Genomic DNA, 16,072 nt, shown 5'->3' with positions numbered 1-16,072 from the left:
GATGGTCAACGGAGTCAGCGCGGACGCGGGTACGCACGCAATTAGACTGAGCTGAGCGTAGAGCGCCCGTAGCTCAGTGGATAGAGCGCTGGCCTCCGGAGCCAGAGGTCACAGGTTCGAATCCTGTCGGGCGCGCCTCTCCCGCCAGGCGATCGCGACTTTCCGGAGCTAGGCGATCTCGCGCGCGCTTGTGCGCAAGTTTTGTCGCCGGCCAACGTTTCCCTTGTTGGAGCGCGTTGGTCGGCGTTCGCCGTGCGCTGCTCCGGGGGCACGATGAGAAAAGCGATCGCACAGACGCCGCGGCTCGCCGTCGCTGCCCGCGACCGAGCCGCAAGCCGCCAGATCCTCTCGCCAGAGTGGCGCGACGACGGCTCCGCCACCAGCTCGGTGCGACGCGAGGCGCGCGCCAGCGTCGACCAAAGGGTGTTCACCCGTGCGCTCGCCGTCGAGTGTCCGACCTGCGGCATGCGCGCGGGCACGCCGTGCGTCCCAGCATCCCTAACTGAACCGCATCTCGCACGGCTGATGCGGGGGGCGGCGGCTTCCCGCGAGCTTCCAGAAAACCGGCTCCAGTCGTGTGAATAGGCAGCTGGTCGGCGGGCCGAACGACAGAAGCCGCTGGCCGAATTAGGCGGAGGCGGCGGTGGCTTTCTCCGCGAGGAACGCCCGGTACCACTGGTAGGTGCTGGCGAGACCGGCGTCGAGCTCCACTTGCGGTCGCCAGCCGAGCTCGCTGGCGATCGCCCGCGAGTCGAGCCACTGCTCGTCGATCTCGCCGCGCGGCGTGCCGGCACCGCGTACCTCGGGGGCAATTGAGTTACCAGCTAGCTCGATCAGCCGCTCGACCAACTCGATGACGGCAAGCGGCCGCCCGGAGCCGGCGTTCCAGGCGCGTCCGGCTAATCCCGGAACGGTGAGCGAGCGGGCGACCGCCAGGTACGCCTCGACCGCGTCGGCCACGTGCAAGAAGTCGCGCCGCGGTGAACCATCCGAGCGCAGCACCGGCCGCCGGCCCTCGGCCAGCGCGCGACAGGTCTCGGGAACGATCCGCGACCAATTGAGGTCGCCGGGGCCGTAGATGTTGGCCAGGCGCAGGACCGCGACCGGCAGTCCGAAGGTGGCGGCGTAAGAGCGCGCGATGAGATCGGCGCATGCTTTCGAGACGTCGTACGGGTAGCGCGGCTGAAGCGGCGTGTCTTCCGTGTAGGGCAGCTGCTCGGCCTGGCCGTAGGCCTTGTCGGAGGAAGCCACGACTACCCCGCGCAGCTGGTCGCTCACCGAACGACAAGCCTCGAGCAGAAGCCACGTGCCCCGCACGTTCGACTCGAAGGTCGAAAGCGGCGCCCGGTTGGCGGTGCCGACGATCGTCTGCGCAGCCAAGTGGAAGACCAGCTCGACACCCTCCTCCGCCAGCACCCGCTGCAAGCTCGCGAAGTCGGCGAGGTCGCAGTCGACGAGGTCGCAACGCGCCTCGACACCTTCACGACGGAAGCGACTGTCGGGGTGAACGTCACGGCGCGGAACGACCACCCGTGCGCCCTCCGCCAACAGGCGCTCGCAGAGGTGGGCCCCGACGAACCCCTGGCCGCCGGTTACGAACGCGGTCGCCCCGGCGAACGGCGAGGCGCTGCCAGGGAAGGCGCGCGACGGCGCCGGCACGGTGCTCAGCGACCGCCCGCGACGGCCGGCAGGATCGTCACCTCGTCGCCGTCCTCGACGGGTGTGTCGAGTCCATCGAGGAAGCGGATGTCCTCGCCGCCGACGTAGACGTTCACGAAACGGCGCAGGTCGCCGTCGTCGGAGATGCGCTCCTTGAGCCCCTCGTAACGCTCGTAGAGACGATCGAGGACCTCGCCTACCGTTCCCGCTCCCTCGACCACGGCCTCCGCTTCACCGCCGGTTACCGAACGGAGCTGCGTCGGAATCTTCACCGTCACGCCCATCGCGGCGAGAACTCTAGCCTTGTGCGCGGCCCCGATGTCGCGCGCCGGCAACGGCGGGCGTCGGTGTCAGCGGGTAAGCGCCTCGGCCAGTCCGAACGCGCGCTCGAACGCCTCCAAGCGCGGTTCGATCCGGGTAACCGTCACCGCTGCCTCGGCGGCATCGAGGGTCTTCAGCCCTTCGCCGGTGTTGAGCACCACGACCCGCTCGTCGCGAGCGATCGCTCCCCGCTCGGCGAGCTTGCGGAGCACGGCGACGGTCACGCCACCGGCCGTCTCCGGGAAGATGCCGGTGGTCTCGGCGAGCAGCGCGATGCCCTCGACGATCTCTTCGTCGCTCACGGCCTCGATCGTGCCCCCCGTGCGTCGCGCGAGCTCCAGCGCGTAAGGCCCGTCTGCGGGGTTGCCGATCGCCAGCGACTTGGCGATCGTGTTCGGTTTCACCGGCTTGCAGACCTCCCAGCCGTTAGCGAAGGCCTGGGCGACGGGAGCGCACCCTGCGGCTTGGGCACCACAGAAGATCGGGCCGCGCTCGCCGCGCGGTGCAACCAGACCAAGCTCGACGAGCTCGTCGAAGGCACGGGCGATCTTGGTGAACATCGAGCCGGAGGCGATCGGACAGACAACCCGGTCGGGTAGTTCGAAGCCGAGCTGCTCCGCGATTTCGTAGCCGAGCGTCTTCGAACCTTCGGCGTAGTACGGCCGCACGTTGACGTTCACGAACGCCCAATCGCGCTCCGCCGAAAGCTCGGTGCAGAGGCGGTTGACGTCGTCGTAGGTGCCTTCGACGGCGACGATCTTCGCTCCGTAGATCCCGGCCGCGAGCACTTTCTCCCGCTCGAGGTCGGCGGGAATGAAGACGTAAGCCTCGAGTCCGGCGGCGGCTGCGTGCGCGGCGACCGCCTGCGCGAGGTTTCCAGTGGAGGCGCAAGCGACGACGTCGTAACCGAGCTCACGAGCCTTCGCGATTGCCACCGCCACCACTCGATCCTTGAAAGAGTGGGTGGGATTGGCCGCGTCGTTCTTGACCCAGACCTCCCCCAGTCCGAGTCGCTCGGCCAGCCGGTCGGCGCGCACCAGCGGTGTCATGCCTACCGGCAGCGGGCTTTCCGGGGGCTCTGCGAACGGCAAGAGGTCGACGTAGCGCCAGATCGAAGGGGGACCGGCAGCGATCCGTTGCCGCACCGCCTCGGCGTCAAGAGCACGCAAGTCGTATTGGACCTCGAGTGGCCCGAAGCAGCGCTCGCAGACGTAGCGCGCATCGAGCCGATACCTCTCTCCACACTCCTTGCACCGCAGCGCCTCGACGGCCATCACGACCCCCTTGTCGAACCGAAGATCCCTCGCCGCTGCCTGCTCTTGTGACGAGGGCTTCGCCCGAAGCACTTCGTCACATCTCCCGGGCTCACGGCCCGCTTGGAATTGGCACCGTTCCCGAACGCGGCGGTCCGGGATGGTTGCCGGGGCTTCACAGGGCCAAGTCCCTCCACCCCTCTCGATGTGAGCGGCGCTATGTGAGCGCGAAAGCATAGCGGCTGGAGGGAGTGGCAGCGCCGGGCACGCACCACGGCGCTCTACAATCGCCCAGTCATGGTCGCGCCCGAGGAGCCACTGAGTCGCCGCGATGCCGAGCGTGCCGAGACCACGTATGCGCCGCGCGCGCCGCGCGAGACTCGCCGCCGGCGCGACCCCAAGCGCTGCCGCTAAGGCGGAGCCGAACATCCAGCAGGTCTCGCACGGGGGCCTGCGTTGGATCAACATCGAACGCCCGGGCCCGCTCGAGCGCGCTTGGCTCCAGGAACACTTCTCGTTCCATCCGCTCGATTACGAAGACATCGCGTCGCGCAACCAGCGGCCGAAGATCGACGAGTACCCGGACTACTTGTTCATCGTCCTGCACTTCCCAGTCTTCGACAAGACCGTCGGTCGTCTCAACGCAGCCGAGCTCGACATCTTCGTGGGACCCGACTACGTCATCACGCTACCCAAGCAGCCGATACCGCCGGTCTCCTACCTCTTCGAGCGATGCAGCACGAACGCGGAGTTCCGAGCCAATCTGTTGTCGAAGGGTCCTGGGTACCTGCTCTATCGAATCGTTGACGATGCCATCGACTACTGCTTCCCGATGCTGCGCAAGATGGGTAACAAGCTCGAGCGCATTGAAGAGGACATCTTCGAAGGCCGCTCTCAAGAGATCGTTCGCGACATTTCGAATGCCAAACAAGAGATCATCAACTTCCGCAAGATAATCCGACCTCAGCGTGCTGTGCTCAACGACCTGGAACGCACCAAGCATCGCTTCTTGACAGGCGACCTCGAAATCTACTTCGACGACATTGTCGACGCCTCGGAACGTATTTGGGACGTGCTCGAAAACTACAAGGAAGTGATCGAAGCGCTCGAATCGACCAACGAATCGGTCATCTCGCACCGCGTGAACGACATCCTGCTGGTGCTCACTGCGATCAGCGTGATCGTTCTGCCGCTGACGCTCGTCGCCAGCATCTTCGGCATGAACGTCGGGCTTCCAGGCGGCGGTGACCCTGCCCAAGGAGCATCGACGAGCTTCTGGATCATCATCGGCTCGATGGTCGTGATGCTGGCTGGCATGCTCGCCTACTTCAAACACCGGCGCTGGCTGTGATCGCGTTGCAGCCGCGAACACCCGCTCCGCGCAGATGAACGACCGACCGCTCTGGGCGCCCTGGCGCATCGCCTATATCCGCGGCCCGAAGGCCGGGGAGTGCATCTTCTGCACGAAGCCAGCGTCCGCTGACGACCGCGCCAATTACCTGTTGCAGAGGGGAGATCACTGCTTCGTACTGCTCAACGCCTACCCCTACGCACCGGGTCATCTGATGGTCGCCCCCTACCGTCACATCGGTGACTTCGAGCGCCTCCACGACGACGAGGCGCTGGAGCTCGTGCAGTTGACGCAGCGAGCGATTCGGGCCCTCAAGGTCGCGTTTCGCCCGGATGGCTTCAACGTCGGCTTGAACCTGGGCAAAGTGGCCGGTGCGGGCTTCGGGGATCACCTCCACCTGCACGTGGTCCCACGGTGGGAAGGCGACAACAACTTCATGCCCGTGATCGCGGACACGCGCGTGATCAACCAGTCGCTCGAAGCCGCCTACGCGGAGCTCGCGGCAGCTTGGCCGAGGGAAGAGGCGGGCTCCGGCGCACAGCGCGAGACGAGCCGCGCGGAAAGCGCGCCGGCGAGCGATTAGAGTCTCCGGACCGTGGCGGGCGCCGCGGTCGACAGCTCGATCTTCAAGGCCTACGACGTTCGGGGGATCTACCCCGATCAAATCGACGAGGACCTGGCCGAGCGGATCGGACGGGCCTTCGCGCAGGTTGTGTCGCGGCTCGAAGGCGTCGAGACGCAGAAGCTGCGGCTCGCCTTGTGCCGCGACGTGCGCCTCTCATCGCCCGCCCTTGCCAAGCGCTACGCAGCTGGGATGGCCGCCACCGGCGCCAGCGTGCTCGACCTCGGGACGACGCCAACCGAGGTTCTCTACTACGCGGTCGGCGCGCGCGGACTCGACGGCGGCCTCGCCTGCACCGCGTCCCACAACCCACCCGAGTGGACGGGCGCGAAACTCGTGCGCCGGGGAGCGCTGGCGCTGTCGGGCGACTCCGGCATCGCAGAGCTCCGCGCGCTCGTCGAGCGTCCGCCCGCCGAGATGGGGATCGCTGACGGCAGCCCGGCCTCGCAGCCGAGCGGGCGGGTTGAGCGAGTAGATCTGCTCGACGAGTACCGGGCACGTGTGCGGTCGTTCATCGACCCGGCGGCGGTGCGTGCGATGAAACTCGTCGTCGACGGCGGCAACGGAGTTGCGAAGATCGGCGTTGGGCCCCTGCTGGCGGAGCTACCGCTGACCTTGGTACCGATCGCGTGGGAGCCCGACGGACGGTTCCCGGAGCACGAGCCGAACCCCCTACTACCCGAGAATCGAGAGCTGGTAATCCGGCGCGTGCTCGCGGAACGCGCGGACCTCGGGATCGCCTGGGATGGCGACGCCGACCGTTGTTTCTTCATCGACGACACCGGCCGCTTCGTCGACGGTGATTTCCTGACCGCGCTGCTGGCGGAGGCAATCCTCGAAAAAGAGCCCGGGGCGACGATCCTTTACGACGTGCGCGCAAGTCGCGCGGTGCGCGATACGGTCGAGCGCGCTGGCGGCCGTGCGCTCGTCAACCGGGTCGGTCACGCCTTCTTCAAGGCGCGGATGCGCGAGACCGGTGCGGTGTTCGGTGGCGAGGTCTCTGGTCACTACTACTTCCGCGACTTTTACTGCTGCGACTCGGGGTCGATTCCCGCACTGCTTGTCCTCGAGCTGGTCTCCAAGCGCGGCAAGCCGCTGAGCGAGCTGCTCGAGCCGCTGCGTTCCCGCTACTTCATCTCGGGCGAGATCAACTCGCGTGTCGCTGACCCCCAAGCGAAGATGCAGGAGATCGCGGAGCGCTACGCCGACGCGGAGATCTCCTGGCTTGACGGGATCTCGGTCGACTACCCGGACTGGCACTTCAACGTGCGCCCATCGAACACCGAGCCGTTGCTCCGCCTGAACCTCGAGTCCCTGGTTTCGCCGGAGCACATGGCAGCGAAGCGCGACGAGGTGCTCGCGCTCATCCGCTCCTGATCGCGATGCGGGCGCTCGCCTCGGGCTGGGCGCCGCTCCGCTACCCGACCTGGCGACGCCTGTGGGCCGGCCAGCTCACCTCGCACGTCGGCACCTGGATGCAGCTGGTGGGCGCGCAGTGGCTGATGCTCGAACTCGGGGGATCGGCGCTGCTGGTAGCGCTCGTCCAGACGGCGGTGAGCTTGCCGGTGGTGGTGCTCGCGCTGCCGGCGGGCGTTTTGGGTGATCTCGTCGACCGCCGCCGCGTCCTCATCGCAAGCCAAGCAGTCGCCTTCGCCGCCGCCCTGGCGCTGGCGATATCGACGTTTGCGGGGAGCATCACCCCGCTGTCGCTGCTGCTCCTGACGTTCACGGTCGGTCTCGCCGACGCGCTCCGCCGACCGGCTTGGCAGGCAGTCCAGCAAGAGCTGGTGCCCCGCGAGCTGGTGGCTCAGGCGGTGGCCCTGAACTCCGCCTCGGTCAACGCGGCACGAGCGGTAGGCCCAGCACTCGGCGGACTGATCGTCGCCACCGCCGGTCCCGCCTGGGTGTTCGCAGCCAATGCGGTTTCGTTCTTGGCCGTGCTGGTAGCAGCTTCGAGTTGGCGGCGCAAGCCGCAGCCGACATCGGGCGAAGCGGTGCGTGGCGCGCTGCTCGCAGGATTGCGCTTCGCGCGCTCGTCGCCGCGCCTGCGGCGCGTGCTGCGCAGCACACTGCCGTTCGCTTTTTGCGCCAGCGCGGTGTGGTCGCTGCTGCCGGTAGTTGCCGCCGATCGCTTCGGCCTGCAATCAGGCGGCTACGGAGTGCTGCTCGGAGCCGTCGGGCTCGGCGCGGTGGCAGGCGTGGCGGCGATTCCGCGCTTGCGGTCGAGCGTCGGGCCGAACGGGCTGGTGATCGGCGGCGGCGCACTGCTCGCCGCGAGCTTGCTGGTGCTCGCCCTGGCACCTTCAGCGGCGCTGGCGAGTCCCGCGCTGATCGTCGCCGGCAGCGCCTGGATCGCCGCCGTATCTTCCTTGAACGCCTGCGCACAAACGATCTTGCCGGCGTGGGTGCGAGCCCGTGGTCTGGCCGTCTTCCTGCTCACGTTGCAAGGCGGACAGGCGGCCGGTGCAGCGCTTTGGGGGGCGCTCGCGGACGCGCAGGACGTGCGTTTGCCGCTCCTGTTGGCGGCTGCGGGGCTCGTGGCCAACGCGCTTGCCGGGCTGCGCTGGCCGGTACGCGGCGGTGAGGACCTCGACCTCACTCCCGCAGCCAGCTGGAGCGAGCCGCAGCTGGCGATCGAGCCCGCGCCGGGAGCAGGCCCGGTGCTAGTGAGCGTGGAGTACCGGGTTCCTCACGACGCGCAAAGCGCCTTCGAGCAAGCCATGCGCGCGGTCGAGCGATCGCGCCGGCGGGCCGGTGCACGTCGCTGGGGTCTCTTCCGCGACCTCGCCGACCCGGAGCGCTACCTCGAAGTTTTCCTGCTGCCGTCGTGGGAGGAGCACCTGCAGCTGCGGCGCCGTTTGACCGTCGCCGACCTGCGCTTCTACGAGCGCGTGCGCGAGTTGACGAGCGCAGAGCCGGTCGAGCGCCACCTGGTTGCAGCCGGGGAGCCCCATTCCGCGGTCGCGCAGTAGCTTCCCGCGCACATGGAAGAAGGATCCGAGACCACTACCGCGACCTACGGCTCGGCCGAGGGCTGGGCTGAGGCTGCTCGCGCCGGCATCCATCGCCTATCGATCCCCACGCCCTTCGCCGTCGGACGCGTCAACATCTTGCTGATCGAGGACGAGCCGCTGACGCTGGTCGACACCGGACCGAACTCCGGCACCTCGCTGACCGAACTCGAGCGCCAGCTGCAGGCCCTCGGCCGCCGGGTCGAGGAGATCGAGCTCGTGCTTGTTACGCATCAGCACATCGACCACACGGGTCTCGTACGGATCGTGGCCGAACGCTCGGGAGCCCAGGTCGCCGCCCACGAGCGGGCGGCTCCGTTCATCGAGAACTACCGCGCGGAGGCGCAGGCGGAGGAGGAGTTCGCCTGTCGCATGATGCTCCGCTACGGCATACCCGTCGACGTCGCCACCGCCTTGCAGGCGGTCTCGCGGTCGTTCCGCGGCTGGGGAGCGAGTGGGCCGGTCCACCGCCGCCTGCGCGACGGCGACACGATCGAGCTGCGGGAACGCCGGCTCGAGGTCCACCACCGCCCCGGCCACTCCCCCTCTGACACGTTGTTCGTGGACAACGCTCGGCGGATCGCGATCGTCGGCGATCACTTGCTCGCGCACATCTCTTCGAACCCGCTGCTGACACGGCACCCTGACGATCCCGACCGTCGCGATCGCGTTTTGCTTCGCTACCTCGATTCGCTGCGCCGGACCCGCGCCATGGATCTCGATCTGTGTCTACCCGGACACGGCGAACCGATCGTCGACCATCGGGCGCTGATCGACGAGCGTTTCGCGCTGCACCGGCGGCGCGCCGAGAAGATCTACCGACTGATCGCCGAACGCCCGCGAAGCGCCTACGAGATTGCCCAGGAGCTGTGGGGAAACGTGGCTGTGACGCAGGCGTACTTGACATTGTCGGAAGTCCTCGGCCACGTCGACATGCTGCTCGTCGACGGCCGCGTACGGGAGCGCGAAAACGACGGAGTGGTGGTGTTCGAGGCAGTCGACGGATGAGCGAACGGCGAGACGCAGGAGTGGCGCAGCGCGCGGAGGCGGCTGCCCGCGGCGAGCAGCGACCATCGGCCCCCGGTCGCGAGCAGAGCGCGCCGGAGCCGGTCGAGCGTCGCGCCGAGGCGCTCGCCGCTTCCCTGCTCGGTAGCACAGCTCGCAAGCACCGGATGCTGGTGATCGTCAACCCCTACGCGACCACTGTCTCCGACCGTCTTCGCAATCTCGTCGTTTACGCGTTGCGGTCGCGCTACGAGGTGGACGCGGTCGACACCGAGGCGCGCGGCCATGCCACCCAGCTGTGCCGCGAGGCGGCACGCGAGGGCTACGACGTGGTCTGCGCGTTCGGCGGCGACGGCACGGTCAACGAAGCGGCCAACGGACTGGTAGGCAGCGATACGCCACTGACGACCCTTCCCGGCGGCTCGGCCAACATCTTCTGCCGCACACTGGGGATACCGGCCGACGTCGTCGACGCGACCGAACACCTGCTGCGGCTCGCCGATCAGTTGCCGAAGCGACGCGTCGACCTCGGGGTGGTCGACGACCGGCATTTCCTCTTCGCCGCCGGCATCGGGCTGGACGCGGAGGTGACCGCGCGCGTCGACGCGCACCCGCGCTTGAAGGCGCGCTTCGGCCCCTGGTACTACGCCTGGTGCGCCTTCGCGATCTTCAACCGGCGTTACCTCTTCGGCCAGCCACCGCAGATGCGGGTAACGCTGCCTGACGGACGAAGCGTCGAGGCGATCACTTGCGTCGCCCAGAACTCGGATCCTTACACGTTCTTTGCGCAACGGCCGATTCGCGTCTGCCAACAGGCGGCGCTGGACTCGGGCGAGCTCGCACTCACCGCCCTCCAGCGCGTCGCACCTGTCGAGGTCCCCAGCCTGATCGCGCGTCTCTTGAGCGGTCGTGCCCGCGTGGTCGCAAACCACCGGCGCATCTGCGATCTCGGATCGACACCGTACGCTGCGGTCGAGACGCTCGACGGTCGACCGCTGCCGCTGCATGTCGACGGGGACTACCTCGGCGAGCGTCCGCGCATCGAGCTGCGCAGCGCACCACGCGCACTGGTTTGCGTCGCCTGAGTTGCCCGGTCGCGGCGGTGGGCGGGTAAACGCGAGCTCCGGCGGGCTCAGCGACTCGGCGTCACGCGGTAGGCGTCGAACACCGACTCGACGTTGCGGAGCTTTTGGATCACCGCCTTCAGGACCCTGGTGTCACCGCACTCGACGACGAAGCGGTTCTTCACCATCGGGTGATTGACCGTGCAACGCGCTTCGACGATGTTGAGACCGGACTCCGAAAACGTCCTCGAGAGGTCCTCGAGGAGACCCGTCCGATCCCAAGCCGCGATCTCGATTTCCGCCCGGAACGAGGTCTCCGCGTCACCGTCCCAGCTGACGGGCGTGAAACGCTCGGCCGAGTTGCGCCGCAGCGCACGAGCGTTGAGGCAGTGTTCGTGATGCACGGTGATCCCGCGTCCGAGCGAGATGTAGCCGCAGATCGGATCGCCGGGCACCGGCCGGCAGCACTTGGCGATCCGCACTGGCACGTCGTCGATCCCTTCGACGCGTATCCCGTAGGCGGACGCGGCGGCAGTGCGCTTCGGGCGCTTCTCGCGGCGCGACAGTAGCTCCGCCGACGCGCCCTCGGGCTCGGCCACCGCCTCGCCCCGCTTGAGGCGCTGCATCACCTTGTTGACGACGACGCGCGGCGAGATCTTCTCCTCGCCGAGCGCGACGTAGAAGTCATCGGCTTTGCGGAAACCCATCTCGCGGATCACGTCGGCGAGCAGCGACGAGCCCACCATCTTCTGCGGCGGCAGACTGTGGCGCCGCAGTTGCTCTTGCAGCAACTCCCGGCCGTGCCGCTCCGCGTCCTCGCGGTGCTCGCGCTTGAACCAGGCGCGGATCTTCGACTGCGCGCGCGTCGACTTGACCAGGGACAGCCAGTCGCGCGAGGGGCCGCGCTCTTTCTTCGACGTCAGGATCTCGCAGATGTCGCCGGAGCGCAGGCGATAGTGGAGCGGAACCACCTTGCCGTTGACCTTCGCCCCGACGCAGCGGTGACCGACGTCGGTATGCACCGCGTACGCGAAGTCGAGCGGGGTCGAGCCCGCCGGCAGCGACTTGACCTCGCCCTTCGGCGTGAACACGAAGACTTCGTCTTCGAACAGGTCGCGCTTGAGCGTCTCCGTGAATTCGCGGGGATCGGACAGGTCCTGCTGCCAATCGAGCAGTTGGCGCAGCCAATCCATCTTGTCCTCGGGCGCCTTGCCACCCTCTTCCTTGTAAAGCCAGTGGGCGGCGACACCGAACTCGGCCGTCCGGTGCATCTCATGGGTACGTACCTGGATCTCAAGCGGCTTACCCTCAGGACCAATTACCGTGGTATGGAGAGACTGGTACATGTTGAACTTGGGCATCGCTACAAAGTCCTTGAACCGTCCGGGCATGGGCTTCCACAGCGAGTGGATAACACCGATCGCACCGTAACAATCTTTTACCGAGTCGACCAATACACGCATCGCCGTGAGGTCATAAATTTCATTGAACTCACGGCCCTTACGTGTCATCTTCAAGTAAATTGAGTAGAAATGCTTTGCACGACCTGATATTTCCGCAGGGATACCAACCGCCGCGAGCTCGCGTTTGAGGATCTCGCCGGCGCGTGCTACGTAAGCTTCTCGCTCGGCGCGCTGCTGGCTGACGAGCTCCTTGATCTCGTTGTACTTACGTGGGTGAAGTGTTTGGAACGCGAGATCCTCGAGTTCCCACTTGATCGCGTGGATACCCAGTCGATGGGCAAGCGGCGCGAATATGTCGAGCGTTTCGCGCGCCTTCTCCTGCTGCTTGTGTCGCGGCAGCGAGGAGATCGTCCGCATATTGTGGAGACGGTCCGCAAGCTTTATCAACACGACCCGCAGGTCGGCGGCCATCGCCACCATCATCTTGCGGTAGTTCTCAGCTTGGCGCTCGTCGCGGCTCTGGAAAGTGACGCCGGAGAGCTTGGTCACGCCGTCGACGAGCGTCGCCACCTCCTGGCCGAACAGAGCCTCGATCTCCTCGAGCGACGCGCTCGTGTCCTCGACGGTGTCGTGGAGCAACGCTGCGCACAGCGTCTCGGTGTCGAGACGCATGCCCGCACAGATCTTGGCTACGCCGACCGGGTGAACGATGAAGTCCTCGCCCGACGCCCGCCGCTGCCCGGCGTGGCGTTGGCAGGCGAACACGAAAGCGCGCTCGACCATCTCCTGGTCGACCGGCTGCGCCGCCTCGTCGGCGTGTTCCGCCACCACCGCCAGCAGGTCGCCGAGCATCCGCCGCTGCTCTGGCGTGAGTCGATCGGCAGGACCGGCAGGTGCGTGCGGGGAGGGAGCCGCGTCGACCGGTGTGCGTTCGAACCCGCCGCCGGCGCCTTCGGCACGATCACTGGCGCGCTCAGCCGCCCGCGCTGGCGCGTCGCTACGCGCAGCGTCCGCCGACGCCGTGCCGCGTTCGAGTTGTTCGGTCGCGCCGGCCCCCGACGTGCCGGCTCCTTTGACGGCCTCGTTGCTCACTGCGATCGAGTCTAGAGTCGGCCGCTGAGGGCCGCTTCTGGAGGCTTCGCGGCGTCGATCGCGCGCACCACCACCCTTTCGAGCGCCTCTAGCAGTCGGAGCCGCTGGGCAAAAGTCGGCGATTTCTCGAGCTCGACCGTCCGCTCGGGCGGCTTGCGCAGTTTCAACTGCGTAACGGCGCCATCTTGCCCCCACGCGACCTCGGCCAGTCCAAGCTCGGCGAGCGTCTGCGCGAGCGCCCGGCGCAGCGCTGGCGGTCGCGCGTGGCGGTAGCGGCCTCTCAGCGCGCGCCGCAGTTCCTCACCGGCGAGCGTTCCGCCAGCCGCGCGCAGCTCTCGCCACAGCTCCCGCAAATGCGAACGTAGGTCGAGCCGCCAGCGCCAAGCATCGAGCGCGAAGCGCAGCTCCGGCTCGCCCCAACAAGCGATCAACTCGCCTGCGCTGCCCGGCAGACCAGCCGCGAGCTCCGCCAACGCAGCGTCCGACGCGATCGCCTCCGGCAGCGGCGGCGGATCGAGCGCGACGAGGCGAGCAAAGGGCCCAGCCAGCTCGCGGTCCGCACACAGATCCTCCCAGTCGAGCAGCGCTCCACAGGATTCGCGCGAAACGCCGAGCGCCACCAGCCGCTCGCGTCGGCGATCAGCGTCGGCGACGACCAGTGCGCAGTCGCGCCAGGCGAGTTCGCCGATCAGCCAACGGCTGTCGAGGCCTCGGAGATCGACGAGCCGGCGACGGCCAGCTAAGTTGGCGGGCGCTCGGCGGTCGGGCCGTGGCACCGCCAAGTCAGCGGCTTGCAGCGCGTCGGTCGACCGCGGCGGCGGCGTACGATCAGCTGCGCGCACAGCCGCGACTACCGCCCGCGCCTCCAGCCAGCCGTTGTGCTCGTTGCGCTCGAGCCGCACGGCGACCTCGTGTTCGCAGGCTTCGAGTGCCCGCAGCGAAGCCGGGCGCACACCGAAGGCGACCGCTTCCAGCCGGCCGCCGGGAGCACGCAAGGTGAGTCGCGCATGGCGAGCCCCCTCGCCCAGGGGGCGTATGCGCTCCGCCCGCGCCGCCCTCAAAAGCAGTAGCGGCGCAGGGTTGCCAGCGCCGAACGGGCGCAGTTTCTCGAGCTCGGTGGCCAGCTCGAGGTCAAGCTCGTGCCCCGAGACGACGGCGTCGATGCGGCAACGCAGCCGTAGATCGTGCGGCGACAGCTCCGCCGCAGCGTGCTGCGCCAACGCTTCGGCAAAGGCCGGCAGCTGCTCGCGGCGGATCTCGATGCCGGCGGCCAGCCGATGACCGCCGAAACGCTCGAGATGGCTAGCGCAGGCAGCCAAGCCGGCGTGCAGGTCGTAGGCGGGGATCGACCGCCCCGAGCCACGTCCGCGATCTCCGTCGAGCGCGACCACCAGGCACGGTCTTCGCCAGCGCTCGACCAGCCGCGAGGCGACGATACCGACGACGCCGGGATGCCACCCCTCGCCGGCCACCACCATCGCTGCGCGCGCCGCCTGCTCGGCGCACTGCGACTCGGCGGCGAAGAGCGTTCGCAGCTCTTCCTCTTGACGACATCGATTGAGCGCATCCAGCTCGGCGGCCAGCGCCGCCGCTTGCCGCGCGTCGTCGCACAGCAGCAGCTCGAGTGCGCAGTCGGGACGATCGATGCGGCCAGCGGCGTTCAGCCTCGGACCTAGCCGGAACGCCAGTTCGCGCTCCCCGACGGCGCTGGGATGTGTGCCGGCGACCTCGCACAGCGCCCGCAGGCCGACGCAGCGGGTGGTGGCGAAGGCACGCAGCCCCTCCGCGACCAGCCGCCGGTTCTCTCCCTCCAGCGGCACGACGTCACAAACCGTGGCAAGTGCGCACAGCTCCGGTGCGAACGCCAAGACCTCGCCCGCCGCTGACCCGAGCGTGCGTGCGCACAGCTCGAAGAGCTTGGCGACGGTCGCGGTCGCACAGAGGTTGGTGGTCGGGTACGGCGCCGGTCCGAGCTCGGGATGAACGAGCGTCGCTGGCGGTAATTGCTCGCCTGGCCGGTGGTGGTCGACGACGATCACTTCGATGCCCAGCTCGCGCGCCCGTCTTATCTCCGCGGCAGCCGTAACGCCGCAGTCGACGGCGAGCAACAGCTGGCAGCCGCGGGCAGCTAGCTGCTCGACGGTTCGCAAGCTGAGTCCGTAGCCCTCTTCTCTGGCCGGCAAGAACCAGTGCGGTTCGGCCCCCAGCGCACGCAGAGCGCGAACTGCCAGTGCCGTGGCGCAGACACCGTCGACGTCGTAGTCGCCGTGAACCACGATCCGCGAGCCGCTGCGCAGGTGTCGCTCGAGCACGCGAACCGCCTCACACGCACCCGGCAGCAACTCGGGATCGTGCCGCTCGCTGCGCTCCAAGAACGCGCGTGCGCGCACCGGGTCGCGGAAACCGCGTCGCACGAGGATCGCTGCGAGCAGAGGTGACACGCCGAGGGCGCGGCTCAGCTCACGCACCGCAGCGCCGTCGAGCGGCTCAATAACCCATCCTTGGGCGTACATGCGCGGCGATTCTCGCCTCTAGCCAAGACGGAAAGGGGCGGCCGCGGGTGGCCGCCCCTCGCACCGTCGGCGCGGCTGCGGTCGCTACGAGCGACCGAGCTCGACGCCTCGGATCGTCACGACCGCGCCGCGACCCAGAGCCGGCCGCTGCTCGGGCTCACCATGACGGCGAAACGGCGGCGGCGCGATGCGCACGCGCAACGTGTAGCGGCCGCGCCGTGCGACCGCGACGTTGTCCGCGTAGTGGAAGAACTCCGCGTAGTAGAAGCGCGGACGGACCCGTTCGACGACCCGCCCGTCGCGGTCCAAAACGTCGACCGCGATCTTGGCGTCGGGAACGATGCGGCCGGTCGCGCGCTCGATCGGGACGATCTCGAGATGGTTGGTTTCATTGGCCGCGGGCTTGCGCCAGCGGTAGCCGGCGCCGGTGGGTGCCCACCAGCCCTCGGCCTCCTCGACGATGTACGCGATCTTCCACTCGCCCGTCGTCACCACGCCGCCGTGATGACGAACTTCGTCGGCGAGCGCCCGCTGCTCCGCGGCAACCCCTGCGGGCACGCCGAAAACAGCGGCGCCGCTCGTGCGCGTGGGCGTGGTGCCGGTACCCGTGGTCGAGGTTCCGGACGTCCCCGCAGTGCCGGTGCCAGTGCCCTCGACCGTCACACCACCCCGCCGCTCACCGCCGCAAGCGGCAGCCCCCGCGGCAACCGCCAGCGCGACGGCCAGCACCGAAGAACGCCTTGCCAGTGCCTTCATCGACATTTCTCCTCCGTCTACG

Annotated in this window: 13 protein-coding genes, 1 tRNA gene and 1 riboswitch; of the genes, 8 read left to right on the top strand and 6 right to left on the bottom strand. The window is 68.2% G+C overall.

The genetic code is table 11. The features are described from left to right. The first annotated feature begins 62 nt into the window (after window positions 1-62). Window positions 63-135 (top strand) — tRNA-Arg (locus BLW41_RS07835). Window positions 136-273: 138 nt separating this feature from the next. Beyond that, window positions 274-585, top strand: coding sequence for a zinc finger domain-containing protein (locus BLW41_RS10740; protein WP_143038658.1), 312 nt, complete (start codon window positions 274-276; stop codon window positions 583-585). A gap of 42 nt (window positions 586-627) precedes the next feature. Here the strand turns inward: BLW41_RS10740 and BLW41_RS07825 are convergent, their stop codons facing one another. The 3 genes from BLW41_RS07825 to thrC form a co-directional block, all read right to left on the bottom strand. Continuing rightward, entirely contained in the window at window positions 628-1,659 is a 1,032-nt protein-coding gene (locus BLW41_RS07825) for an NAD-dependent epimerase/dehydratase family protein (RefSeq protein WP_093117940.1), read from the bottom strand. A gap of 5 nt (window positions 1,660-1,664) precedes the next feature. After that, entirely contained in the window at window positions 1,665-1,943 is a 279-nt protein-coding gene (locus BLW41_RS07820; RefSeq protein WP_093117938.1) for a ubiquitin-like small modifier protein 1, read from the bottom strand. Between the two features lie 66 nt (window positions 1,944-2,009). Continuing rightward, on the bottom strand, window positions 2,010-3,254 hold the full coding sequence (thrC, locus tag BLW41_RS07815; RefSeq protein WP_093117936.1) for a threonine synthase: 1,245 nt from the start codon (window positions 3,252-3,254) through the stop codon (window positions 2,010-2,012). A gap of 75 nt (window positions 3,255-3,329) precedes the next feature. Then, window positions 3,330-3,445, bottom strand: a riboswitch (SAM riboswitch). A 119-nt stretch (window positions 3,446-3,564) separates the two neighbouring features. Between thrC and BLW41_RS07810 the strand changes: the two genes are divergently transcribed. Genes BLW41_RS07810 through BLW41_RS07785 form a run of 6 tightly spaced genes read left to right on the top strand, consistent with a single transcriptional unit; the run spans window position 3,565 to window position 10,307 of the window. Then, window positions 3,565-4,584 (top strand): magnesium transporter CorA family protein, encoded by a 1,020-nt coding sequence (locus BLW41_RS07810; RefSeq protein ID WP_093117934.1) that lies wholly within the window; start codon window positions 3,565-3,567, stop codon window positions 4,582-4,584. A gap of 34 nt (window positions 4,585-4,618) precedes the next feature. Next, on the top strand, window positions 4,619-5,167 hold the full coding sequence (locus BLW41_RS07805; RefSeq protein ID WP_093117932.1) for an HIT family protein: 549 nt from the start codon (window positions 4,619-4,621) through the stop codon (window positions 5,165-5,167). 12 nt (window positions 5,168-5,179) lie between these two features. Beyond that, window positions 5,180-6,583, top strand: coding sequence for a phosphomannomutase/phosphoglucomutase (locus BLW41_RS07800; RefSeq protein WP_093117930.1), 1,404 nt, complete (start codon window positions 5,180-5,182; stop codon window positions 6,581-6,583). 5 nt (window positions 6,584-6,588) lie between these two features. Beyond that, window positions 6,589-8,178, top strand: coding sequence for an MFS transporter (locus tag BLW41_RS07795; RefSeq protein ID WP_093117928.1), 1,590 nt, complete (start codon window positions 6,589-6,591; stop codon window positions 8,176-8,178). 12 nt (window positions 8,179-8,190) lie between these two features. Further along, on the top strand, window positions 8,191-9,225 hold the full coding sequence (locus tag BLW41_RS07790) for an MBL fold metallo-hydrolase (RefSeq protein WP_093117926.1): 1,035 nt from the start codon (window positions 8,191-8,193) through the stop codon (window positions 9,223-9,225). Then, window positions 9,222-10,307, top strand: a complete 1,086-nt coding sequence (locus tag BLW41_RS07785) for a diacylglycerol/lipid kinase family protein (RefSeq protein WP_093117924.1) — start codon at window positions 9,222-9,224, stop codon at window positions 10,305-10,307. The genes BLW41_RS07790 and BLW41_RS07785 overlap by 4 nt, the downstream gene beginning before the upstream one ends. Before the next feature lie 47 nt (window positions 10,308-10,354). On the opposite strand, the gene BLW41_RS07780 is transcribed toward BLW41_RS07785, so the two are convergent. From BLW41_RS07780 to BLW41_RS07770, 3 genes are all read right to left on the bottom strand, one after another. Next, window positions 10,355-12,781 carry a RelA/SpoT family protein gene (locus tag BLW41_RS07780; RefSeq protein ID WP_218138335.1) on the bottom strand — a complete coding sequence of 809 codons (2,427 nt, stop codon included), beginning with the start codon at window positions 12,779-12,781 and terminating at the stop codon, window positions 10,355-10,357. A gap of 11 nt (window positions 12,782-12,792) precedes the next feature. Continuing rightward, window positions 12,793-15,294 (bottom strand): single-stranded-DNA-specific exonuclease RecJ, encoded by a 2,502-nt coding sequence (gene recJ, locus BLW41_RS07775; RefSeq protein ID WP_093117922.1) that lies wholly within the window; start codon window positions 15,292-15,294, stop codon window positions 12,793-12,795. Window positions 15,295-15,378: 84 nt separating this feature from the next. Continuing rightward, window positions 15,379-16,050, bottom strand: a complete 672-nt coding sequence (locus BLW41_RS07770) for a hypothetical protein (protein WP_143038657.1) — start codon at window positions 16,048-16,050, stop codon at window positions 15,379-15,381. Between the last annotated feature and the right edge of the window lie 22 nt (window positions 16,051-16,072).

Source organism: Thermoleophilum album (genome assembly GCF_900108055.1).
Classification (GTDB): Bacteria; Actinomycetota; Thermoleophilia; order Solirubrobacterales; family Thermoleophilaceae; genus Thermoleophilum; species Thermoleophilum album.
This window is presented reverse-complemented; position numbering and strand designations above follow the sequence as displayed.